Genomic DNA, 21,610 nt, shown 5'->3' with positions numbered 1-21,610 from the left:
TTCACAGCAGTCGGTTGTGGAGACTTATCTTGCTGGTCATTCCGATGTGCGGTATCTGGACACGCTTATTTGATCGCGTAGGGCTCGTCGGCGAATTTTGCCGGTCTGTGTTTTCGGTAGGTCCTCAACGAGTTCGACGATTCGGGGCCTCTTATAGGGCGCCAGGCGGTCTCGGGTGAACGAGATCAACTCGTCGGAGTGGACACGGTGCCCAACCTTTAACGAAACATAGGCGGCGACAGACTCGCCGCGGTATTCGTCCGGAATACCGATAACCGCTGCTTCGAGCACTGCCAGATGCTCGTAGAGGACATCCTCGACCTCGCGTGGCCACACCTTGTACCCCGACACGTTGATCTGATCTTTGATCCTGTCGACCAGGTAGACCCAGCCCTGCTCGTCCACGATCGCGCTGTCGCCGGTCCGGAGGCGTCCCTCGGGTAGGGCGGCCTCGGATTCTTCTGGTTTGCGCCAGTATCCGCGGATGACCTGTGGGCCGGTGATTACGAGTTCGCCTTGGCCGCCGGGCGGGACCGGGTTGCCGTCGGGGTCAACGACATCGACGTCTACTCCCGGGAGCGGTAGGCCGATGGACAGGGTGCCACTGTCCGGATCGACCGGGGCACTGGTTCCCGGCGGGACCGCAGTGACTGCCGAGGACGTTTCGGTCATGCCGTAGGCGTTGTGGATGTAGTGGCCGAACCGTTCTTGGAAGCGAGCAACCGTGCTCGGTGGGACCGGCGCACCCCCGCTGTACAGCGTTTTGATGGTGGAGAAGTGTTCAGCCGCCGCGTATTCCGAGTTCATCATCGCGTTGAAGGCGGTGATGGAGCCGATGGTGTAGGTGACGCCGTGTTCGCGGAGGGCGTCGACGGCTACGTCGGTCGTGAAGCGGCTGGTGAAGACCAGGGAGGTGCGTTCGGTGAGGGCGAGGGCGCCGATGACGACCGCGCCGGTGATGTGGAACAGCGGGGCCAGGGCGTAAACCACGTCGCCGGGGGTGATGCCGGCGAGTTCGGCGAAGCTGGTGGTTACCGCGCGGACGTTGGCGTGCGAGTTCATGGCGCCCTTGGGCGGGCCGGTGGTGCCGGAGGTGTAGGCGAGGAAAGCGAGGTCGTCGCCGTGTACCTGGATCGTCGGGGGTTTCCGGCCGGTGTATTCGTGGGCCAAAGTGAGTAGGTCTGCGGAACTCTCGTCGGCAGGGGTGGTTTCGGGTTTGAAGACGCGGGGGTCGTTGCGGGACTGGAGGTCCGACTCCGCGGTGCCGAGCACCCAGCCGGGTGTGGTGCCCTCGACGTCCTCCCGGACCTGCCGCACATCGCGGTCGGTGGTGATGATCCCGACCGGTTCTGCGCCAGTGACCAGTTCGCGGAGTTCGCGGCCGCGATACATCGGGTTGAGCAGGAGGGCGGTCGCGCCGAGTTTCCAGAGGGCGAGCAGGGCGAGCGCGTATTGCGGGATGTTCTGGAGGTGGATGCCCCACCCGTTCACCGTGGCTCACGCCGCGGTCGGCGAAGGCGGCCGCGAGGGCGGTGGTGAGGGCGGTGGCGAGGTCGTCGGCCTCGCGGACGGTGAGGGTGGTGTCGAAGTAGACGAGGGCGGGGGCGTCGGGTTCGTGCCGGACCCGGTCGTGCCAGGCCGCCACGAGAGTGCCGAGCTCTTCTTGGGGGCGGGACGCCCCGCCCGCCGCACCCTCATCAAATGCGGCGGACGGGGCTTCCCCGGTGTTACCGGTGGTCATGCAGGGGGTTCCTTGCGGCTGGTTTCGCGGATGGTGGCGACGGTGAGCAGGCCGATGGCGCAGACGCCCACCACCCAGTAGGCGGGGGACATCGCGTTGCCGGTCGATTCGACGAGTTGGGCGGCGACGTAGGGGGCGGTGCCGCGGGCGACGGACCACGGGTTCTTGGTGACGGTGTCGAGCAGCGGGCTCTTGGTGACCTGCTGTTTCTCGGTCATCTCCTCGAATTCGGGGGTGTCCTCGAGCTTCATCCGGACGCGGAGGCAGACGTAGGCGAGGGGGAGGGCCAGCAGGAACGGGATACGCCAGCCTCACGATTCCATCTGCTCGTCGGTGGTGACCCCAGCCGCCGGGGGTGCCGAGGGCCTGGGCCCTGATCGCGGTATGCCGGCATCCGCAACAGCCGCCAGTGGGATTGCTGGACAGAAGTTTTCAGCAGAACAGGCGGTGGTGGAACCCACGCCCCGACAGCGCAACCAGCCTCGCGCCGGGTTGCGGACTTCCGGTCGGATCGCTTACGGTGGCCGCAATCCGATTGGCGCTCTCCGGAAGTACTGTCGCAGTGTGGGAGCCCCGCCTCATGCGAGGAGGCGTGGAGTGGGCGACCTGATGACACACGCCCATTGCCACTGGAGGATTCCATGCACATCGGTCTCGGTCTTCCCATCGCCGATCCCGTCGCGTTGCCCGAGTGGGCCCGCCGCGCCGAGTCCGCCGGGTTCTCGACACTCGGCCTGCTCGACCGCCTGGTCTACGACAACCCCGAACCGCTGGTCACCCTGGCCGTGCTCGCCGGGATAACCAACCGCATCCGCTTGCAGACCGAGGTGCTGATCGCGCCTCTGCGTGACCCGGCGCTGCTTGCCAAGCAGGCCGCCACCCTGGACCTCATCTCGGGCGGGCGTTTCGCGCTCGGCCTCGGTGTCGGCGGCCGCGACGACGACCACGAGGCCACCGGCACCGATATCCACACCCGCGGCCGCCGCCTCGACGAACAGCTCGCCATCATGCGCCGACTGTGGTCCGGCGAGCCGTTCAGCGACACCTGCGGGCCCATCGGCCCCGCCCCCACTAGACCCGACGGTCCCGAGCTGCTCTTCGGCGGCTTCCAACCCGCCGCCATCGACCGCGTCGGCCGCTGGGGCGGCGGTTTCCTCGCCGCCGCCCCACCTTCCTGGGCAGGCAACCTTTTCGACCTCGCCCGACGCTCCTGGACCGAGCACGGCCGCTCCGGCGCCCCGCGCATCGTCGCCCAACTCAACGCCGTCCTCGGCCCCCAACCCTTGATCGACCAGGCCCGCGCCGCGATCCTCGGCTACTACGAGTTCAGCGGCCGCGCCGATCACATGGCCGCCGGCCTGCTCACCACCCCCGACCAGATCCGTTTCAGCATCAAACAATTCGAAGACCTCGGCGCCGACGAGACCATGCTGTACTGCTACGGCACCGACCCTGACCAGATCGACCGCTTCGCCGAGGTCGTGCTCTGAGCACCACCAGCTGCCCCGGTAGACCGGGCTACCTGCCGGTTCGCCGCCATCCCACACGGGCGCACGACGGCGAGCGGGACACTTACTGCTATCGCCGTCAAAAGCCCATGCGGGCTGGGGTCGATCACAGTCGCCGACGCCCGCCGTCTCCTGGCGATAGTCCTGCACCCAGCCCGCGCCCTCACCCTCTGCCGATGGCGCCGACACCACCAGAACTACGCCCGAACTGTTCGGACGGCAGAGCAGCAGGGGCTGAGCCGAACTCGCTCCCGCTCACTTGTGAGGAACGATCAGCAGTTCGGCTGGAAGGGGAAACAACCCTCGTTCACAGACGGAGCAGGAGCTGGCGGGGCAGGAGCTGGTGGCGCGGGCATCGGCGCTGGTGCAGGCGGTGTCGGTGTTTCCTCCTCGACCGTGCTGATCTGCTGCTCATCGCTGACTCGCTGGGGTTCGGCCTCACGACCAGTGAGGGTCAGCAACCACAGCGCGCCGCCGAACACCGCGATCATGGCGATGGCGGCAGCGGTTTGGTGCCACCCTCGTCTACCGGCGGAGGCCGGGACGGACGGTCGCGCCATTCCCGGCCACGACGTCGTCTCGACGGAACTATGACCGAGGTCCGTTACCCGGTCCGGCTGGGGCGGGGCCGTAGGACGTGACGCCGGGGTCGGGGCAGGGAGAACGGGCGCTGCAGCCGGACGTGGAGGTGCAGGCTTCGGAACTGGCGGGGGTGCGGTAAGCAGAGTGTGGGCATGCTGGCGTGGGAAGCCTTCCTCAGCCAGTGCGTCGACGGTGGTGCGATCACCGCATTCGAGTGCGTCGATCAGTGCGTATGCCTGTTCCGCGGTCCAAACGATGTCGCCTTGGCGGTGGGCGTTATGGAACCAGGCACGGAGTGGGTTGTGGTTCTCGCAGAGCAGCACATGGCAGCCGTCCGGTGCCGACCTCTTCTCGAGCTTCATATTCGAGCGCCGCGGAGGGACCACGACCACCAAGCCGCGGACATATGCGGTGCCGCCCACCTGGTCGACCACACGCCTGAGCTTCAGCGCTCCGTCGCGGGCCTGCTCGTAAGGGGTGGTGTCCTTGGCGCGCACGTGGACCGGGTCGCCGACGAACTCGGGGACTTCCCACCGGCGGTTCGATGTGCAGATCAGAACACCGTCGGTGGGTACCTCGGGATCGGTGCCTTTGATCTCGATCGCGACGGTGGTGTACGGGGTGATGATGATCAGGTCCACTTCCTGACCAGCGACGTAGGAGTTCGTGATAGCGATGCCGGGGATTTTGTAGTCCCCCACCCACCCCTCCAGCCACTTGAATACCCGCTCTTCTGTGCCGGATTTGGATTTATTAGCGATGACGAGCATCGTCATCACCCCTCCCTGCTGGTACTGATGACACCTATACGATATCGACCTGACCCAGCAGGTTGGGTGGAAACCCTTTGCTGCCAAGGTATTTCCGACTCCGGAGAGCACTCGCGCTGAGCCGCGGCCGATGGTGAGCATCCACATGTTTGTGGTGGAGAAGGGGCAGAAGGATGGTTGGATGCTGGAGGTTCGCTGGGGGTGCTGCTGATTGGGTTGCCTGCTGATGGCCAGTGTCAAGGTTTGGGCGAGTCTCGTCCAATTTTGGGGAAAGTTTGGGAATCATGCAGAACAGCGCCCCCGGACAACCGCCCGAGGAGGCGTGACCTGCATGTTCTTGTCGAACTGACAGGATTTGAACCTGCGACCACCTGACCCCCAGGTCGGGTGGGGAGTCATCAGCCCAGCTCAGAGGGTGTTTCTGATAGTTCGCAATTATGCGGTGACTTGCGGGTAGTTCGCCGCCGTTCGTAACGTGTGGTCCCGTTCTGGTCCCGCTCGTAATTCATCGGTGGGCACGTGGTTGCTCGCCGATTTCGCATGTCTGGGTCCGTGGTTGGCTCTGCTGGGTGGTGGGCTGCACACTGGGGACTGACTACCCGCCTGCCCCATAGGGACTGCCCTTCTCGCGTAGAGGCTCCGGGTCAAGGGGGGCGAGCCATCACGCAGTGACGCCGATAGGCGCCCTTGACGCTGGAGGGGCGTGGGAACACAATGCAGGCCACCAGTCAGCAGGGCCACGCGGCCGGAGGTCGCACAGTTGTTGACCCAAGGTATCTGCCTTCGCCGATTTGCGGCAAGAGACCGGTCAAGATCGTTTCGTCCGCTAGCTTGTCGATCATGTCGAAGATATGTGCACCGTGGGTTCGCGCTTCGCTGGTCGCCGGAGCATTTCTCGTCTTCACCGCGGCGCCGGCCGCTGCCGATTGGGCCTCCGATGCCGAGGCGGCCTGCCAAAGGGTGAACCCAGCCCGCCACGCCGACACCACCAACATGGTCATACCACGTCCGGCAAAGGTGAAGTGCGTGAAAAACGGTGAGAAGCCCATCTTTGTGAATCTCCCTGACGGCACTGGATGCACGAAGCCTGATGGAGCAGAGGGTATTGCCAAGGATGGTGTCTGTGTCTGAGTCGGCTACCGGCCACTGCGTGTAGGTGGAAAAACCTGGGGCAGACGGACGGGACCACAGCCGGTCGACCGGGCGGATAGCCGGCCAATTCGTGATCGACTGCGGGAGGTAAGCCGGGTACGGCACTCGTCGTGCCCACGCTTCCCTGTTATCCCAAAATCGCCCCGATCGGATCGGGGCTCTACTGGTGGCGCTGTCGTGCCGTCGCCGCGAGCGCGTCGGTCGCGGCGACGGCACGACAGCGGTTGCGCGTCGTAGCGCGGCGGCGGCGCGCATGCGCCGCCGCAGGCTCTCTTGATCCTGTATAGCTAAATTCGGCAACGACCGTGAGTGAGTAGATGACGTGTGTTGGCGCCCGCTATGCGCTGTGCAGATGCGCAGACGATGTCTGCAAGGCTGACGCTACGGCAGCCGACTGGATGAGTTGGCCGGAGCCGATCAGGCGCGACATCAGCATGAGGGCAGACTGATGGACCTCGGTGGCCGAATGCCTGGTTGCGTTGGATGCGCAGGCATCTTTGATGACCTAAGGGGTGTAGCCGCCGTCGAAGGCATCCAGTGCTGTCTTGAAGACACACCCGTCAGTGGCGATACCGCAGAGGTCAGGTCGGTGTATCCGGCCAGTAGTTCGCGACCTTCGTCGGTCGAGGCCGTGTAGGTCCTCTTGTCGAGTATCCTCGCCGTCGCTGTCTCGGCGTACGGTTGGAGTTCGGGGCCAGATCTGTTCGGGGCGCGTTACGAAGCTTGTTCCACCCGATGAGCCTCTGGTAGGGAGACCCCTCGTAGTTGTGGTATCGGGTGAAGAGCGCGGTGTGGCTGGTCTTGGTCCACTGCTGGACCAGCTCTCGGATAATCGGCACGACATGGCGCGAATGCTCGTTGATGAACCCGTTCTGGACGTCGATGACGAGTAAAGCTGACTGTGAATTCATTTCGCTCCAATGTCCTTTGATTCGGGCATTCGAGCACTCGGCATACTGCCTGACCTCCCCTGTGGCGGCCGCTTCGACCGCGTCGACTCCTGACCTGGTGGCTCAGCGACGATCACCTCACGGCATCGGCCGTTCGGCGGTGCCAGCGGCACGGTGACGAGGTCGGAGAGTGACGGTGAGGATGTCGCGGTCGGTGCTGATGTCGATGGTGTGGTCGTTCTGGGCGCGGATGGCGTGTTCGACTATGGCGGTGTTGTGGGTGCAGCGCATGACGACGGCGAGGGTGGTCGAGTCGAGTACGTGTGTTTCGGCGTGTTCGGACACGGTGGAATACCCCAGTTGGGGGAGCTCCAGGGTGCTGATGCGACGTTCCAAGTCGAGGATCGCGTGCATCCGCCGCTCTCGGTCCGGCCGCATGTGTGGCTGCGGTGTCCGGGTGGTGTGGTGTGGTCGGCGGGTGCGTAGGTGGTTAGGGGTGACCATGGATGTTCTCCCTCTGCGAGGACATGGGTTTCGATCGGCTGGTGGCGGGTGTGGGCTCCCCGGGCGAGACACCATCACGACCGCGACTCCGACACCACTGGGAAAGGCCCTGCCGAGCGCGGCGGGTCGTTGTCGGCAGTGGGGTCGAAAAGGGAAGTCACCGGGATCGTCTCACTCTCGGAGGGTCGACGTCAGATGGCTATCTCAGAAAATTCGCAATCATCGAGCATCTCTGAGCATCGGGTCAGGCTCGGCCGTGGCGGCGTTCGTAGGCTTCGCGTTCGGCGGCAGCGCGCTGGCCTCTGCGAGTGTCGGCGAGGGCGGGGTCGAGGCCGTGTTTGGACAGCCGGTGTCGGCGGTAGACGTACATGAGCGCGGCAGTGAAGTAGATCAGTGGCAGATATAGCAGCGCCATCATGGCCAGGCCCATCCACAGCGGGCCGGGCAGGAGCAGGAAAAGGCACAGTGGCGCGATGACCGGGACGAGGATGCGCAGCAGGTAGCGGCGGGTTGCGGCGGGCCCGGTGAGGTCGTTGATCACCCACTCGGACATCGATTCCGGCAGGGTATCGCCGCAAATGTAGCGGATACGTTGCGCAAGAGATGGTTTTGTACGCTCGGTTATCGGCACGGCTCCTCGACCTCGACCAGGTCCAGCACTCGACCGCGAGCGTAGGCGATGGCTTCGGAGGTGTGTTCGAAGGTCCTCATTTCGCCGGCCGGCAGTGCGCCGATGGCCGACAGCTGACGACGGTGATCAGCGCGCAGCCCGGACATGAGCACGGTGATGTGACGGTGTTCGAGTTTTCCGATCACGTCTTTGAGCACCAGGGCGCCGGTGGTGTCGAGCGCGGTGACATGCGACATGCGCAGAATGACCACATCCACGTCCGACACCTCCGCCAATTCGAGGAGGAACCGGTGGGCCGCGGCGAAGAACAGCGGCCCGTCGAGACGGTAGGCCACGATATGTTCGTGCAGCAACTCGTGCTCCTCGGCTAGGTGATCGGTAGTGTCGACCGGCCTTTCGAGTGGGATCTGTTGCAGGCGTGCTTCTTTCGCGACCTGCCGCAACGCCAGCACGATCGCGATGCCCACGCCGACAGCGACTGCGGTGACCAGGTCCAAGGCGACAGTGACGGCGAAGGTGACGGCCATGATGGCGGCGTCCCCTTTGGAGGCGCGAGCTATTGCGGCCAGCGATGCGGTTTCGACCATGCGTACGGTGGTCGCCAGCAGCACCCCGGCCAGCGCGGCGAGCGGGATATCGGCAACCAGCGGCGCGGCGAGGTAGATGATCGCCGCCAGCACCACCGCATGGGTGAGGGCCGAGAGCCGGGTGCGGGCGCCGGAGCGGACGTTGACCGCGGTGCGAGCGATCGCACCGGTGGCCGGAACCCCACCGAACAGGGGTGCGGCGATATTGGCCAAGCCCTGCCCGAACAGTTCCCGGTCCGGGTTGTGGCGCGCGCCGACAGTCATCGAGTCCGCGGCGGTCGCCGACAGCAGCGATTCCAGCGCGGCCAGGGCCGCGACCGCGAGGGCCGGTGCGATCAGCGATCCGAGTTGGTCGAGATGGACGAATTCCAGGGTGGGGGCGGGCAGCCCGGACGGGATGTCCCCGATCGGGGTGAGGTCCAGGCCGAATGCCTGATCGGCGATCGTGGCGGCGGCGACAGCGAGCAGCGCGAACGGCAGCTTCGGCAGATACCGGCCACCAACGAGCACGATCGCGGCCACGACCAGCGCCGTCGCCAAAGTGATGTGATGCGGGAGCGACAGGTATTGCCGCACCGCGTCGACCGCGGATTGCCACACCTTCTCACCCTCGGCGTGGGCGATACCGAGGGCGGCCGGGAACTGCTGCAGCGCGATCACGACGGCGATACCCGCGGTGAACCCCTCGATCACCGGGGCCGGCATGTACCGCACAGCCCGGCCGACCCCGGCGACCGCGAGCACCACCAGCACAAGGCCGGCCAGCAGCCCCACCGCCAGCACTCCGCTCCCTCCGTGCTGGTGGAAAATCGGCACCAGCACCACCGTCATCGCGCCGGTCGGCCCTGACACCTGAAACCGGGAGCCGCCGAAGACGGCGGCCACCACACCCGCGACGACCGCGGTGGCCAAACCCGCTGCGGCACCGAGACCGGAGCTGATGCCGAATCCCAGCGCCAGCGGCAACGCGACCAGCGCCACGATCAACCCCGACAGCAGATCCGCGCCAGGCGCCCGGGCCGCCGGTTTCCATTCCGACCAGTTCGGCAGTAGCGTGCGCACGCTCACCGGGCCTTGGCCAGGCGCAGTTTCAGCGCCGCCAGCTGCTCGCGCAATTGTTCGGGAAGGCGGTTGCCGCCGATGGTGGCGTACCACTCGTCGATCGATGCCGTCTCGACCACCCATTCCTCGGTGTCCACCGCCAGCGCCTGCGCGGCCAGCGCACGTTCTTTCTCGTCGAGGCCGGTCAGATCCAGCGCCTCGACGGTGGGCACGTACCCGATCGGGGTCTCGACCGCGTCCACGGCTCCGTCGATCCGATCCAGGGCCCACCGCAGCACGCGCACATTGTCGCCGAAGCCGGGCCACAAGAATGTGCCATCGGTGTCACGGCGGAACCAGTTGACCTGGAAGATCTTCGGCAACTGCGCACCCTCACGGTCGGCCATCGATAGCCAGTGCGCGAAGTAGTCGCCGACGTGATAACCCAGGAAGGGCAGCATCGCCATCGGGTCCCGTCGGACCACACCGACCTTGCCCGCGGCGGCGGCGGTGGTCTCCGAGGACAGCACCGACGCAGTGAACACGCCGTGCGCCCAATCGAACGACTCCGCCACCAGCGGGATGGTGGTGGCACGGCGACCACCGAAGAAAATCGCCGAGATCGGCACCCCGGCCGGGTCGTTCCATTCCGGAGCTACCGACGGGCACTGCTCTATCGGCGTGCAGTACCTCGAATTCGGATGCGCTGCAGGGGTTCCAGAATCCGGTGTCCAATCCTGGCCACGCCAGTCGATCAGATGTTCGGGCTTGTCGTCGGTCAGCCCCTCCCACCAGACATCACCATCGTCGGTGCGGGCCGTATTGGTGAAGATCGAATTGCCGGCATCGATGGTGACGATCGCGTTCGGGTTCGTCTTCGCCCCGGTTCCCGGGGCGACACCGAAGAAACCGGCCTCCGGGTTCACCGCATACAGGCGGCCGTCGGCACCGAACCGCATCCACGCGATATCGTCGCCGACGGTTTCAGCCTTCCAGCCCGGCAAGGCGGGTTCCAGCATCGCGAGGTTGGTCTTGCCACACGACGATGGGAACGCTGCCGCGACATAGTGCGTCTTCCCCTGCGGGGAGGTGAGTTTCAGAATCAGCATGTGCTCGGCCAGCCACCCCTCGTCGCGGCCGAGTACCGATGCGATCCGCAGCGCGAAACACTTCTTGCCCAGCAACGCGTTGCCGCCGTACCCGGAGCCGTAGCTCCAGATGGTGCGGGTCTCGGGGAAGTGGGTAATGTACTTCGTCTTGTCACACGGCCAGGCGACGTCCTGCTGCCCTGCACCGAGGGGTGCGCCGACCGAGTGCAGACATTTGACGAAATCGGTTCCTGTGGTGAGCTTTTCCCATACCGGAGTACCGGAGCGGGTCATGACCTGCATCGATACCGCGACATATTCCGAGTCGGTGATCTGCACACCGAATTTCGGATCCTCCGCATCCAGTGGTCCCATGCAGAACGCGATCACGTACATGGTCCGCCCTGCCATCGCACCGCGGTAGTGCTCGGTCATGATCGTGCGCATGTCGACCGGATCGGCCCAGTTGTTCGTCGGCCCCGCGTCGGACTCGTTCTCCGAGCAAATGAAGGTGCGGTCCTCGACCCGCGCGACATCCTCGGGGTCGGAGATGCACCAGAAGGAGTTCGGCTTCGTGGACAGCGGCACGAACGTGCCCTTGTCCACCAGCAGCCCAGTGAGCCGGTCCCATTCGTCGGGGGAGCCGTCGCAGAACACGATGCGGTCCGGTGCGGTGAGCTCGGCCACCTCGGCCACCCAGGCTTGGATGCCTTCGTTGTCGGTCGGTGCGGGCACGATTCCGGTGGCAGTGGGCTGGTTGGTCACGGCGAGTTACTCCTTCGCGAAGATGCAAGGTATTTAGTTTAGAAAAGCTGCAATCAGTGTCCGTGCGCACATCCGGGCAGCCGATTCGACGAGGGGTCAGGCAGGTTGTTCGAGGGCCTCGGCCTGGCCGGCGACCACGCCGGTGAGGATGGCGCGGGCCGCGGCGAGAAGTTCGGCGACCTCGGGAGTGGTGATCGTGTAGGTGACCGACAGACCCTCCCGGCGGGCGGTGACAAGGCCGGCGCGGCGCAGGATCGACAACTGCTGCGACAGGTTCGCCGCCTCGATCCCGATCTCACCGAGCATTTCGGCGACCGTGTACTCACGGCGACACAGCAACTCCAGTACCCGGATACGTACCGGATGACCGAGGGTTTTGAAGAACTCGGCCTTCATCTGATAAAGCGGCCTCTGCGGCCCGGGCATCAGCGCCACTCCCTTCTGCTGGCGACCAGTACACCTGGCGAGGCACCGACTCTGCTGCTTTCAAAGTTTAGCAAACAGTGCAAATCCCTGGTCGGCCTATAGGTCGCTGCCTGCGCGGGAAAGGTTGAAGCCCTGGCTGACCAGCGGGAAACCGGGCACGATGGCGGCCGGCGTCGGCCTTGGTGGGCAGTCCGGCGGCGACGAGACGCTTGAGTCGGTCGCTGAGGGTATTGGACGCGATCCCCTCTTCCGAGCCGTGCAACAGCTCGCGGAAGTGACGCCGGCCGCCGAGCATCACGTCGCGCAGCAGCAGCATCGTCCAGGGGTCACCGGGTATCTCCACCGCGACGTTGGTCGGACATCCGGATCGGGGTTCCATCCCACCCCCTCGAGAGTGGTTGCATTCTGCTATCGCCTAACTCCAGGGCAATTCCGATTGTGATTATGCGTTCGCCCAGGGCAGAACACTTGACGCTTCTGCGGAGTAATCTTGTAATCAAGTAATAACTCTTGAAGGTGAGAAGGTGAAAATCATGAGGCACGGACACCGAGGACGCGGCTTCGGTCGGCCGGGCGGGTGGCAACAGGCCGATCTGCCCGATACCGCGGATGCGCCGGACTGGTTCGCGGGACGCTTGCCGAGCGACTGGTTCACCGGCAGGCCCGTCATCGAGATCGATCGGGACGAAATCGTGGTGATCGGTGAACTACCCCTGCCGCAGCCGGACGTGGCTTCATCCGACGAGGAGGGCACGGCCGGCGCGGCGGAGGAGGCCGGTGAGGCGGCGGCAACCCGCAAGGTGCCGGAGGCAACGAAAGAAGGGGCGGTTGCGCGTTTTCGCGAGTCCACCCGAGCGGCGCGTATGCAGATCGCCGACGAGGCGCAGCGGCGCTACGGTCGCAGCGTCGCCTGGGGTGTCTCGGTAGAGGGCGAGCGGATTCTGTTCACCCATTTGGCGGTGCCGGTGATGACCCGGCTGCGTCAGCCGGAACGTAAGGTGCTCGACACCCTCGTCGATGCCGGTGTCGCGCGCTCCCGGGCTGATGCGCTGGCGTGGACGGTGAAGCTGGCGGGCAAGCACGCGGAATCGTGGTTGGAGGAACTGCGCGGAGCCATGCGCAGGGTCGAGGATCTGCGTTCGGAGGGGCCGCAGGGGCTGTGAGACCGCCGGGCCCGGTGCGGTTATTCAGGCGAGGCGGGGGGTGCCGGTGCCGATCGGGTCCCCAGCGGGTGATATCGATGCGGATCATCGACTTGCCTGTCGGGCCATCGCGTTGCGGTTTGTTCGTTGGGTGTTTGTTTGCAGGTTGTATAGATCGCTGTCAATATAGATGTATGTCTAAATCGCCGTTGCGGTTGCCGTCGGTTGAGGTGTGTAGCGCTGCGCCACGGGTGCGTGAGCCGTTGTCGGCGGACGCCGCCGCGGAGTTGGCCATGATGTTCAAGGCGTTGTCGGATCCGGTGCGGCTGCGGCTGTTGAGCTCGATCGCCTCTCGATCCGGGCAGGAGGCGTGCGTATGTGACCTGTCCGAGGGCATCGAGTTGACCCAGCCGACCATTTCTCACCATCTGAAGGTGCTGCGCGAGGCGGGGCTGCTCACCAGCGAACGCCGGGCGTCGTGGGTGCATTACCGGGTGGTGCCCGAAGCGCTGCAGCAACTCTCGAGTGTTCTGCTGGTCGAGAGCGGTGCGGCGAGTGAGGTGAGTGCGTGAGCACCACCGATACCACCACCGGCGCTGCCGAACAGGGTGTGGTGGGGAAACTGTCGACGCTGGATCGGCTTTTGCCGGTGTGGATCGGCGTCGCCATGGCTGCCGGTCTGCTGCTGGGTCGTCTGATCCCCGACCTCGGGGACGTGCTCGCCGCCGTGGAGATCGATGGAATCTCATTGCCGATCGCGCTCGGGCTGCTGATCATGATGTACCCGGTGCTGGCGAAGGTTCGCTACGATCGCCTCGACACCGTCACCGGCGACCGCCGTCTGTTGCTCGGCTCGCTGATGTTGAACTGGCTGCTCGGACCGGCACTGATGTTCGCCCTGGCCTGGCTGCTGCTGCCGGATCTTCCTGAGTACCGCACCGGGTTGATCATCGTCGGATTGGCACGCTGTATCGCGATGGTGATCATCTGGAACGACCTGGCGTGCGGGGACCGGGAGGCCGCCGCCGTACTGGTGGCGTTGAACTCGATCTTCCAGGTGCTCATGTTCGCGGTCCTGGGCTGGTTCTACCTGTCGGTCCTGCCCGGTTGGCTGGGGTTGGAGCAGACCACCATCGAGGCCTCGCCGTGGCAGATCGCGAAGTCGGTGCTGATCTTCCTCGGGATCCCGCTGCTGGCCGGGTATCTGACCCGCCGGTTCGGGGAACGCGCCAAAGGACGGGACTGGTACGAGTCGAGGCTGATTCCGTGGATCGGACCGTGGGCGCTGTACGGGTTGTTGTTCACCATCGTGGTCCTGTTTGCCCTGCAAGGGGAGCGAATCACCTCGCAGCCATTGGATGTGGTGCGGATCGCGGTGCCGCTGCTGGCGTATTTCGCGGTCATGTGGGGTGGCGGCTATCTGTTGGGCGCACTCTTGGGCCTGGGGTATGAGCGCACCACCACGTTGGCGTTCACCGCGGCGGGTAACAACTTCGAGTTGGCCATCGCGGTGGCGATCGCCACCTACGGCGCCACCTCCGGGCAAGCGCTCGCAGGGGTGGTAGGGCCGTTGATCGAGGTCCCGGTCCTCGTCGCGCTGGTGTACGTCTCTTTGGCCCTGCGTAACCGGTTCCGCAGCGCGGCCGCCGTAACCGGGGCATCGCTGCGATGAGGCCACCGACAGTGTTGTTCGTCTGCGTCCACAACGCCGGCCGCTCCCAGATGGCCGCCGGTTTCCTGTCACACCTCGCCGGCGACGCGATCGAGGTCCGCTCCGCCGGCAGCGCCCCCGCCGAAAGCATCAACCCCGCAGCCGTGGAGGCGATGGCCGAGGTCGGGATCGATATCGCCGCCGAGGCACCGAAAGTGTTGACCTTCGACGCGGTCGAATCCTCCGATGTGGTCATCACCATGGGTTGTGGGGACACCTGCCCGGTGTTTCCCGGCATCAGCTACCGCGACTGGGACCTCCCGGACCCAGCCGGCAAAGGTGTGGAGGCCGTGCGCCCGATCCGGGACGAGATCCGGTCCCGGGTCGAGGCGCTCATCGCCGAACTGTTGCCGGGCCGCGGCTGAAGTCGAGGCGGCCCGCGCGGCTAATCGGGCGACGGTGGTGGCGCCAGCGCACCGGCCAGCACTGCGGGGTCGACGTGATGGCCTTGCCCGTGCAGGGTTTTCCGCGTCGGGTTCGGTAGGACGGCGGCGAGCAGGTCCGTGGCGTCGAGGATGTAGTCGGCGCTGGTGGTGCCGGTGATCAGCGTGGTCGGTGCGGTGATCGCGGTATAGCGGTCCACAGCCGGGTCCAGCCCGGCCAGCACCCGCATGGTCGCCGCCAAGGTCGGCGCCTGGGCGACCTTGAACCACCACAATGGATCCTCCCGCAGCGCGGCCAGTTCGGCGAGTGAAAACCCGCCGGCGGCGGCTGATGCCCGCAGCAGTAGCTGCTCGTACTCACCTGCCGCCAAGGCCGTGTCGAGGCAAGCGATGTCGGGGATGGGGTAGGTGATGGGCAGTGGCGGTTCGTAGACGGCGAGTAGGGGGATGCGCTCGGGGGCGGCGAGCGTGGTTTCCAGGGCCAGGACCGCGCCGTAGGAGTAGCCGAACAGCATCTCGATCGGGCCGACCGCATCGATCACGGCGGCGATGTCGGCGACCTCATGCCGGATGTCGGGTGGCGATTGAGGAGAGCCGGAGGTGCCGTGGCCGCGGCAGTTCATGGCCACCACCGTGTGGTCGCCGGCGAGGTGTCCGGCGAGTGGCAGCATGCTCACCGCGCTGCCCAAACCGCCGTGCACCGTGAGGATCACTGGGCCGTGGCCGCGGGTCAGGTAGGTGATCGGGGTGCCGTCGGCGGAGGTCACCCGCCCGCCCCGCACCATCGAATCCGAGGCTGTTTCCAGGGATGTGCTCATCGTGCCTTCTCCGTGAGCCGAGCCGCGGCGGGCTTCAGGCGGTGGATGAGGTAGGCCGCGTCGCGGCCGACGCCGCGCAATGAGTTCGATGACGGGGTGCGCTGCCATTCCAGCCCGAGGTAGCCCAGACCCGGGTGAGTGGTGGATATTCCGAAGCGGTGCCGTGGTGCTCCGGAGTCGGTGAGGGCTCCGGTCCCGGCCAGGTAGGGCAGATTCGGTGTGTAGCCGGTGGCGAGGATGACCGTATCCACCCGGGTGCGGCTGCCGTCCGGCCAGACCGCGCTGTTGTGCTCGAGAGTGGTGAACATCGGGCGGCGCGGCGGTTTCTCGGCGCCGAGTGCCGCACGGTATCGGCCGATGTCCAAGACGGGCTGGGTCGGTGGTGTGCGCACGAGGCGGCCCAGGGGCGCGGCGTCGAAACCGGTGATGGTGAACCAGAAGTGCACGTCGCGGCCGAGCGGCCGTTGCGGGACGAACTTCACCGGCGCCCTACTGGCCAAGACCACCTCGGTGTGGGCGGCCAGCTCGGTGGCAATCTGCACCGCGGAGTTCCCGGCGCCGACCACGATCACCCGCTGGCCGGTGAAGTCGGCTGGGTTGCGGTAGTTGCAGGCGTGCAGGATCTGCCCGCCGAACCCGTTCTGTCCCGGCAGGATCGGCCGATACGGGGAGCTGAACGTTCCGGTCGCAGCGATCACCCGCGCCGCGGTGAACGCCGTGCCGGTGTCGGTGGTGAGTGCGAACGCGCCGTCGCCGCTGGTGACGGCGTCGACACGGGTGCCGGTGTGGATATCGGCGTCGAGTGCGGCGGCGTAGGAGCGCAGGTAGTCGACGACCTCGTCGCGGTGCGGGTACCGGTCCGGGTCACCGGGGAAGCAGCGCCCGGGCAGACTGCTGTAACGGGCGGGTGAGAACAGGGTCAGGCTGTCGTAATAGCGTGGCCAGGACCCGGTCGCCTCTGCGCCAGCTTCCAGGATTGCGGTCCGGTGACCATGATGGGTGAGGTGGTGGGCGGCGGCGAGACCGGATTGGCCGCCCCCGATAACCACTGCGTCGTATGTGTATTCGCTTGTCACAAGGTTTCTTTCTTCGATCCGATGGTTCCGGTCAGGGGCGCGATCACCGCGGCGAGGGCGGCGATACCGCCGAGGACAAGGTAGGCGTGGGCGTAGCTGCCGGTGGTCGCCGAGAGCACGGTTCCCGCCCACGGGGCCAGCGCCGAGACGATCACCACCGGTGCCGACAGCAGGCCGTTGAGCCGCCCGTAGTGGGTGGCGCCCCACCGGTCGGTGATTGCGGTGGCCTGAATCAGGGTGAAGATCCCGCGCACCAGCCCCGCGCCGATCGCCACCGCGGTCAATACCGCCGCCGCCGACACCACCCCCACCAACGCCGTGGTCGTGGCGAGAGCAGCCAGTACCAGCACGGTGCGAGCGGTGACACCGGTACGACGGGCCAGCGGCAGATACCCGATCCGGCCCAGCACCTGCCCCGCCCCGCTCAACCCGAGCGCCCACGCTGCCAGGCTCGGGTTGAAACCTTGCTCCTGCAACAGTGCGACGAGGTTGAATACGCCGGCGAAACTGGCGAACGCCGCCAAACACAAGGTCACCACCAGCGCGGCGAACCGCGGGCTGCGTGCGATCGCGGAATGATCGGCGTGCGCGGCCTCGGTCGGGATCGGTGGGCGCGGCCACGGCTCTCGCAGGCCGAGCCAGTGCGCAGGCATGGTGACGACCGCGAGAACCACCGCCAGCACCAGATACGTTCCGCGCCACCCGGTGCGCTCGTCGAGTGCCGAGGTCACAGGCGCGAACACGGTGCTGGCCAGACCACCGGCGAGGGTGAGGATCATCAGCGCCTTCACGCGGTCCTCACCCCACCAGCGGGTCAGCGCCGCGAAGGCCGGCGGATACAACACCGCCCCCATTCCTGCCCCGGCCGCCACCCAACCGGCGTAGAACACCACCAGGTTGGGAGCTTTGGCGACCACAACGAGCGCGACCACCGCCAGCATCGAACCGGCGGACATCACACGCCGTGGGCCCGTCCGGTCCAGTACCCGGCCGACCGGGATGCCGGTGAGTGCGGTGGCGAGCTGTCCCACCGAGAACGCGGCGGTGATCGTCGGCGCCGACCACCCCGTCTCGGCGGTGATCGACACCGACAGCACCGGGAACGCGTAGTAGAGAATGCCCCAGCTGGTGATCTGTGTCAGGCACAACACCGCCAGCACCCGCCGCCGACCGGCCCGCGACAACACCTGGGGGGTGGGTGCGGGAGCGAGGTCGATCTCGGTCATCGGCTACCGGTTACCGGGCGCCGAACCGAGGGCGATCAGCTGCCGTGTCGGCGCCGCACCGCACCCGCCCTCGTCCGTGGTCTCGGGCTCGTCGGACACGCCTGCACCACTACATACTCCGGTCTCGGGAAGCGTGAGTTCGACGCGGGTGGCGGATTCGTGGTCTCCGGCCAGGGCGGCGGCAATAGAACGCACCTGTTCATAGCCGGTCATCGCCAAAAATGTCGGTGCTCGACCGTAGCTTTTCATCCCGGCCAGAAATACACCCGGCTCCGGGTGCGACAGCTCCTTCACCCCGTGCGGGTAGACGGTCCCGCACGAGTGCACGTTCGGGTCGATCAGCGGCGCCAGCTTCACCGGTGCCTGCAACACCGGATCCAACCCGAGCCGAATCTCCGACAACCACGACAACTGCGGTCGGAACCCGGTCACCGCGAGGATCCGGTCGACCCTGGTAATGCTATCGCCGGTCTCCGGCACCAACGTCCAACGGCCCTGCTCGTCGGGTTCGACGGTGGCGGTGCGGAACCCGGTCACCACCTGCAGCAGCCCGTCTTCGACCGCCTGTTTCGCCCGCAACCCGAGCGCGCCTCGCGCGGGCAGCTGATCGGCCTCGCCGCCGCCGAAGGTGTCACCGACCTGCCCGCGGCGCAGCACCCAGGTCAACCGGGTCCCCGGGGTCTGCTTCGCCAGACCGGCCAGCGCTACGATCGCGGTCAACGCCGAATGTCCACTACCCGCGATCACGGTGTGCGCGCCGGCGAACCGCGCCCGCACGGCCTCATCGTCCAGATCCGGCACCCGATACTCGATCACCGACGCCGCAGCGGCCTCCCCGAGAGCGGGCAGCCCGTCACCACCCAGCGGGTTCGGGGAGCCCCAGGTGCCGGAGGCATCGATCACCGCGCGGGCGAGTACCCGCTCCTCACCACCATCGGCCCGCCGCAGACGCACCGTCAGCGGTTCACTGTCCCGCCCGGCATCGACCACCCGGTCGCGGCCCCGCCGCGTCACCCCGATCACCTCGGTCTCGAACCGCACCTGTTCACCGAGGGCGGAGGCCAAGGGAGCCAGGTAACCGGTCACCCACTCTCGGCCGGTCGGATAGGTGTCCTCGTCCGGCGCCACCCAACCGGTCTCGCCCAATAGCTGGCGCGCCGCCGGGGCGATCAGCTCACCCCATCGCGAGAACAGCCGCACATGGTTCCACTCCGACACCGCCGCCCCGGCGGCAGCACCGCGTTCGAACACCCACGGCTCGAGACCCCGCTCACGCAGTTCGGCGGCAGCGGCCAACCCGATAGGGCCCGCCCCGACCACGACAATTGGCAGCTCGGTCATCGCAGTTCTCCTTCCATCGACGGTCATCGATCAATGGAACCGAACTATATCGACAGACGTCGATGAATGCAATCATCGACGTAGATCGATATAGTGGAGGTATGACTTCGCTGGAGACACCAGTCGTCCGCGGCGCCGACAGCCGGTGGGTCGACGCGCTGCCGGTGACCGATGCAACCACCTATGCGAACTGGTTCTCCTGCCTGGCCGACCCGACCCGGGTGCGGCTGTTGCACCAGGTCGCCGCCCGTCCAGCCGGGATAACCGTCGGCGAACTGTCCGACGCGCTCGGGATCGGACAACCGACCGTCTCCCACCATGTCCGCAAACTCGCCGACGTCGGATTCGTCACCGTGCACAAGAACGGCACTGCCACTGTCGTCATGGTCAACCCCGCCTGCTGCACCGGCCTGCCACACGCAGCCGACGCCGTCATGGGTGTGCTCGCCCCTCGACCCTGCTGCCCCGAAGACCTCCCCGACGACGTCACCGTCCGCGCCATGACCGATGCCGATTGGGACGACGTGCGCGCCATCTACGCTGACGGTATCGCCACCGGCACAGCCACCTTCGACACCGACGTTCCCGCCCGCTCCGCCCTCGAGCGGCGCTGGTCACCGGAGCATCGCTGGGTCGCCGAGATCGAGCACCACGTCGTCGGCTGGGCCGTCCTGACACCGACCGCCGAGCACGGCATCGCCGACAGTCAGGTCTTCGTCGCCGATGGCATGCGCGGCCGCGGCGTCGGCAAAGCCCTGATCCGCCACCAGGTCATCGCCGCCGACGAAGCGGGACTGTGGACCCTGCAGGCTTCGGTCTTCCCCGAAAACCGCGCCGCGCTGGCCCTGCACCATTCCGCCGGCTACCGCACCGTCGGCGTCCGCGAGCGTATCGGTCAGCTCAACGGCGCCTGGCACGACACCGTCTTCCTCGAACGCCGCAGCCCCCTCAACTGACCAACCCTCGACATGGGTCCGGTGCGGGTCCAGGGGTTCGCACCTGCCGGTCGGAATGAGAGGGACGTCGGTGGCGAACGGTGAGTCGTTCGGCGCGATGCCTGCTCATCCGGAGTGCGGTTGCCGCATGGTGGCCCGAGTGCGTCCTTTTCTGTCCGCACTCGTCTGTCCAGGTGCCCATCCCCACGAATCAAGGAGGTCACCATGACCAACTCGAAACGATTCGAGCCCCCGGCGACACATCGGACCGACGCACCCCTGCAGCCTGCAGCACCCACCTGTTGCAGCGCCGAACGGCAGACCACATGCTGTGATCACAGCGAAAAGGTGGCGTGCTGCGCCCCGGCGGCGACGGTCGGCGGCGGGTGCGGCTGCCAGTAGCCCCTCACCCGGCATGATGCGGTGCGAGCCTCGAGCGGCTCGTACCGCATCTTTGTCCGGCCGTGGGAACGTGGAGGTGACGGTGGCCGTTGTCGAGCCGGTATGCCGGTCTACTGGTCCGACTGGGATATGGCGCCACAGGCGCAGGTCCGTCCACCACAGCCTCCGTCGCGGGGTTGGTAGTCGTGCACGTGGCCGGTGCGGTCCTGGCTGATCAGACAACAGGCGTGCAGTTGAGCCTGCAGGGCGGCGCGGCCGCGTTGCACGCGGGATTTCATACCGGACACCGAGATACCCGCCTCATCGGCAGCGGCGGCGTGCGTGCGAGCCTCGAAGTCGACCATCTGCACCGCCACGGCCTGCTCTGCGGGCAGCGCGGAGAGCATCGGCACCAGGCACGAGGCGAGTTCTTTCTCCGCCGTTTCGTCGGTGTCGGACTCCCCATCGCCTGCGTACGGGTTGTCCGGGACGGCGTCGACGGGTAGTTCGCGGCGATGGGACGCGGACCGGTAGTAGTCGGTGATGGCGTTGCGGGTGATGGCATACATCCAGCCCAGCAGACGGTCCTGATCGCGCACCTTGTCCAGGCTTTTGGCCATTCGCAGGAAGACGATCGACAGGATGTCGTCGGCGTCTTCCTGGCGCGAGACCCGGCGGGCGATGAAGGCCCGCAGGTCGCTGGAGAAGCGACGCCAGAGCTGGTCGAGATCACCGTGTTGCGGCTGTGGGGTAGTGGCCGTTGTCTCGCTCATGATCCTGACCTCCTCTCCGTTTCCAGCATCCTCGCCCGCCGCCGCGGTGGCGAGCCTTGGTCCGTCCTCATCGGTACCGACGACGGGGACCGTGATCGGACGCATCCTGCGTCCGGATCCGGGGGTGTCACGTCTGTAT

19 protein-coding genes and 1 pseudogene are annotated in these 21,610 nt (G+C 66.4%); 7 read left to right on the top strand and 13 right to left on the bottom strand.

Annotated elements, in window-relative coordinates:
- Positions 1-36: 36 nt before the first annotated feature.
- Together B0T44_RS05895 and B0T44_RS05890 are read right to left on the bottom strand one after the other, a co-directional pair.
- A pseudogene (locus B0T44_RS05895) lies at positions 37-1,741 on the bottom strand (class I adenylate-forming enzyme family protein).
- The gene (locus B0T44_RS05890) at positions 1,738-1,992 is read right to left on the bottom strand and encodes a hypothetical protein (protein ID WP_077115378.1); all 255 of its coding nucleotides are present in this window, start codon (positions 1,990-1,992) and stop codon (positions 1,738-1,740) included. The pseudogene B0T44_RS05895 and the gene B0T44_RS05890 overlap by 4 nt, the downstream one beginning before the upstream one ends.
- 390 nt (positions 1,993-2,382) lie before the next feature.
- Between B0T44_RS05890 and B0T44_RS05885 the strand changes: the two genes are divergently transcribed.
- Positions 2,383-3,231 carry an LLM class flavin-dependent oxidoreductase gene (locus B0T44_RS05885; RefSeq protein ID WP_077115379.1) on the top strand — a complete coding sequence of 283 codons (849 nt, stop codon included), beginning with the start codon at positions 2,383-2,385 and terminating at the stop codon, positions 3,229-3,231.
- A gap of 290 nt (positions 3,232-3,521) precedes the next feature.
- Here the strand turns inward: B0T44_RS05885 and B0T44_RS05880 are convergent, their stop codons facing one another.
- On the bottom strand, positions 3,522-4,607 hold the full coding sequence (locus B0T44_RS05880) for a nuclease-related domain-containing protein (RefSeq protein ID WP_077115380.1): 1,086 nt from the start codon (positions 4,605-4,607) through the stop codon (positions 3,522-3,524).
- Positions 4,608-5,441: 834 nt separating this feature from the next.
- Between B0T44_RS05880 and B0T44_RS26325 the strand changes: the two genes are divergently transcribed.
- The gene (locus B0T44_RS26325) at positions 5,442-5,732 is read left to right on the top strand and encodes a hypothetical protein (protein WP_139347696.1); all 291 of its coding nucleotides are present in this window, start codon (positions 5,442-5,444) and stop codon (positions 5,730-5,732) included.
- Positions 5,733-6,781: 1,049 nt separating this feature from the next.
- Here the strand turns inward: B0T44_RS26325 and B0T44_RS05865 are convergent.
- From B0T44_RS05865 to B0T44_RS05845, 5 genes are all read right to left on the bottom strand, one after another.
- Positions 6,782-7,147 (bottom strand): hypothetical protein, encoded by a 366-nt coding sequence (locus B0T44_RS05865; RefSeq protein WP_139347697.1) that lies wholly within the window; start codon positions 7,145-7,147, stop codon positions 6,782-6,784.
- 244 nt (positions 7,148-7,391) lie between these two features.
- Entirely contained in the window at positions 7,392-7,772 is a 381-nt protein-coding gene (locus B0T44_RS05860; RefSeq protein ID WP_077115478.1) for a DUF5313 family protein, read from the bottom strand.
- Positions 7,769-9,433, bottom strand: a complete 1,665-nt coding sequence (locus B0T44_RS05855) for a SulP family inorganic anion transporter (protein ID WP_175647938.1) — start codon at positions 9,431-9,433, stop codon at positions 7,769-7,771. Before B0T44_RS05855 ends, B0T44_RS05860 begins: the two co-directional genes overlap by 4 nt.
- Entirely contained in the window at positions 9,430-11,259 is a 1,830-nt protein-coding gene (locus B0T44_RS05850) for a phosphoenolpyruvate carboxykinase (GTP) (protein WP_077115383.1), read from the bottom strand. Before B0T44_RS05850 ends, B0T44_RS05855 begins: the two co-directional genes overlap by 4 nt.
- A gap of 96 nt (positions 11,260-11,355) precedes the next feature.
- Positions 11,356-11,685, bottom strand: a complete 330-nt coding sequence (locus B0T44_RS05845) for an ArsR/SmtB family transcription factor (RefSeq protein WP_175647952.1) — start codon at positions 11,683-11,685, stop codon at positions 11,356-11,358.
- A gap of 533 nt (positions 11,686-12,218) precedes the next feature.
- Here B0T44_RS05845 and abmR point away from each other — a divergent pair.
- The 4 genes from abmR to B0T44_RS05820 all read left to right on the top strand — a co-directional run bounded on the left by abmR (position 12,219) and on the right by B0T44_RS05820 (position 14,903).
- Entirely contained in the window at positions 12,219-12,848 is a 630-nt protein-coding gene (gene abmR, locus B0T44_RS05835; RefSeq protein WP_077115384.1) for an ATP-binding transcription factor AbmR, read from the top strand.
- 173 nt (positions 12,849-13,021) lie between these two features.
- Positions 13,022-13,399 (top strand): ArsR/SmtB family transcription factor, encoded by a 378-nt coding sequence (locus B0T44_RS05830; RefSeq protein WP_077115385.1) that lies wholly within the window; start codon positions 13,022-13,024, stop codon positions 13,397-13,399.
- Entirely contained in the window at positions 13,396-14,499 is a 1,104-nt protein-coding gene (gene arsB / locus B0T44_RS05825; RefSeq protein WP_077115386.1) for an ACR3 family arsenite efflux transporter, read from the top strand. Before B0T44_RS05830 ends, arsB begins: the two co-directional genes overlap by 4 nt.
- The gene (locus tag B0T44_RS05820; RefSeq protein ID WP_077115387.1) at positions 14,496-14,903 is read left to right on the top strand and encodes an arsenate reductase ArsC; all 408 of its coding nucleotides are present in this window, start codon (positions 14,496-14,498) and stop codon (positions 14,901-14,903) included. The genes arsB and B0T44_RS05820 overlap by 4 nt, the downstream gene beginning before the upstream one ends.
- A 20-nt stretch (positions 14,904-14,923) precedes the next feature.
- On the opposite strand, the gene B0T44_RS05815 is transcribed toward B0T44_RS05820, so the two are convergent.
- The 4 genes from B0T44_RS05815 to B0T44_RS05800 are packed head-to-tail and all read right to left on the bottom strand — an operon-like array spanning position 14,924 to position 19,382.
- Positions 14,924-15,739, bottom strand: a complete 816-nt coding sequence (locus tag B0T44_RS05815; protein ID WP_254854145.1) for an alpha/beta fold hydrolase — start codon at positions 15,737-15,739, stop codon at positions 14,924-14,926.
- Positions 15,736-16,815: a flavin-containing monooxygenase gene (locus B0T44_RS05810; RefSeq protein ID WP_077115388.1), complete on the bottom strand. Its 1,080-nt coding sequence runs from the start codon at positions 16,813-16,815 to the stop codon at positions 15,736-15,738. The genes B0T44_RS05815 and B0T44_RS05810 overlap by 4 nt, the downstream gene beginning before the upstream one ends.
- Positions 16,812-18,041, bottom strand: a complete 1,230-nt coding sequence (locus B0T44_RS05805; protein WP_081511671.1) for an MFS transporter — start codon at positions 18,039-18,041, stop codon at positions 16,812-16,814. Before B0T44_RS05805 ends, B0T44_RS05810 begins: the two co-directional genes overlap by 4 nt.
- A gap of 3 nt (positions 18,042-18,044) precedes the next feature.
- Positions 18,045-19,382, bottom strand: a complete 1,338-nt coding sequence (locus tag B0T44_RS05800) for an FAD-dependent oxidoreductase (RefSeq protein ID WP_077115389.1) — start codon at positions 19,380-19,382, stop codon at positions 18,045-18,047.
- A 101-nt stretch (positions 19,383-19,483) separates the two neighbouring features.
- On the opposite strand from B0T44_RS05800, the gene B0T44_RS05795 reads away from it, so the two are divergent.
- Complete coding sequence (locus tag B0T44_RS05795) at positions 19,484-20,338, top strand: helix-turn-helix domain-containing GNAT family N-acetyltransferase (RefSeq protein WP_077115390.1); 855 nt, start codon at positions 19,484-19,486, stop codon at positions 20,336-20,338.
- 491 nt (positions 20,339-20,829) lie between these two features.
- On the opposite strand, the gene B0T44_RS05790 is transcribed toward B0T44_RS05795, so the two are convergent.
- Entirely contained in the window at positions 20,830-21,471 is a 642-nt protein-coding gene (locus tag B0T44_RS05790; protein ID WP_077115391.1) for a sigma-70 family RNA polymerase sigma factor, read from the bottom strand.
- Between the last annotated feature and the right edge of the window lie 139 nt (positions 21,472-21,610).

Source organism: Nocardia donostiensis, assembly GCF_002081715.1.
Lineage (GTDB): Bacteria > Actinomycetota > Actinomycetes > Mycobacteriales > Mycobacteriaceae > Nocardia > Nocardia donostiensis.
Note: the sequence above shows the minus strand (reverse complement) of the source record. Positions and strands in the feature narration are given on the sequence as shown.

Excerpts from the sequence above, each read along its gene's own strand:
- B0T44_RS05890 (WP_077115378.1), bottom strand. The coding sequence starts at position 1,992 with ATGAAGCTCGAGGACACCCCCGAATTCGAGGAGATGACCGAGAAACAG.
- B0T44_RS05885 (WP_077115379.1), top strand. The coding sequence starts at position 2,383 with ATGCACATCGGTCTCGGTCTTCCCATCGCCGATCCCGTCGCGTTGCCC.
- B0T44_RS05880 (WP_077115380.1), bottom strand. The coding sequence starts at position 4,607 with ATGACGATGCTCGTCATCGCTAATAAATCCAAATCCGGCACAGAAGAG.
- B0T44_RS26325 (WP_139347696.1), top strand. The coding sequence starts at position 5,442 with ATGTCGAAGATATGTGCACCGTGGGTTCGCGCTTCGCTGGTCGCCGGA.
- B0T44_RS05865 (WP_139347697.1), bottom strand. The coding sequence starts at position 7,147 with ATGGTCACCCCTAACCACCTACGCACCCGCCGACCACACCACACCACC.
- B0T44_RS05845 (WP_175647952.1), bottom strand. The coding sequence starts at position 11,685 with ATGCCCGGGCCGCAGAGGCCGCTTTATCAGATGAAGGCCGAGTTCTTC.
- abmR (WP_077115384.1), top strand. The coding sequence starts at position 12,219 with ATGAGGCACGGACACCGAGGACGCGGCTTCGGTCGGCCGGGCGGGTGG.
- B0T44_RS05830 (WP_077115385.1), top strand. The coding sequence starts at position 13,022 with ATGTCTAAATCGCCGTTGCGGTTGCCGTCGGTTGAGGTGTGTAGCGCT.
- B0T44_RS05820 (WP_077115387.1), top strand. The coding sequence starts at position 14,496 with ATGAGGCCACCGACAGTGTTGTTCGTCTGCGTCCACAACGCCGGCCGC.
- B0T44_RS05815 (WP_254854145.1), bottom strand. The coding sequence starts at position 15,739 with ATGAGCACATCCCTGGAAACAGCCTCGGATTCGATGGTGCGGGGCGGG.
- B0T44_RS05805 (WP_081511671.1), bottom strand. The coding sequence starts at position 18,041 with ATGACCGAGATCGACCTCGCTCCCGCACCCACCCCCCAGGTGTTGTCG.
- B0T44_RS05800 (WP_077115389.1), bottom strand. The coding sequence starts at position 19,382 with ATGACCGAGCTGCCAATTGTCGTGGTCGGGGCGGGCCCTATCGGGTTG.
- B0T44_RS05795 (WP_077115390.1), top strand. The coding sequence starts at position 19,484 with ATGACTTCGCTGGAGACACCAGTCGTCCGCGGCGCCGACAGCCGGTGG.
- B0T44_RS05790 (WP_077115391.1), bottom strand. The coding sequence starts at position 21,471 with ATGAGCGAGACAACGGCCACTACCCCACAGCCGCAACACGGTGATCTC.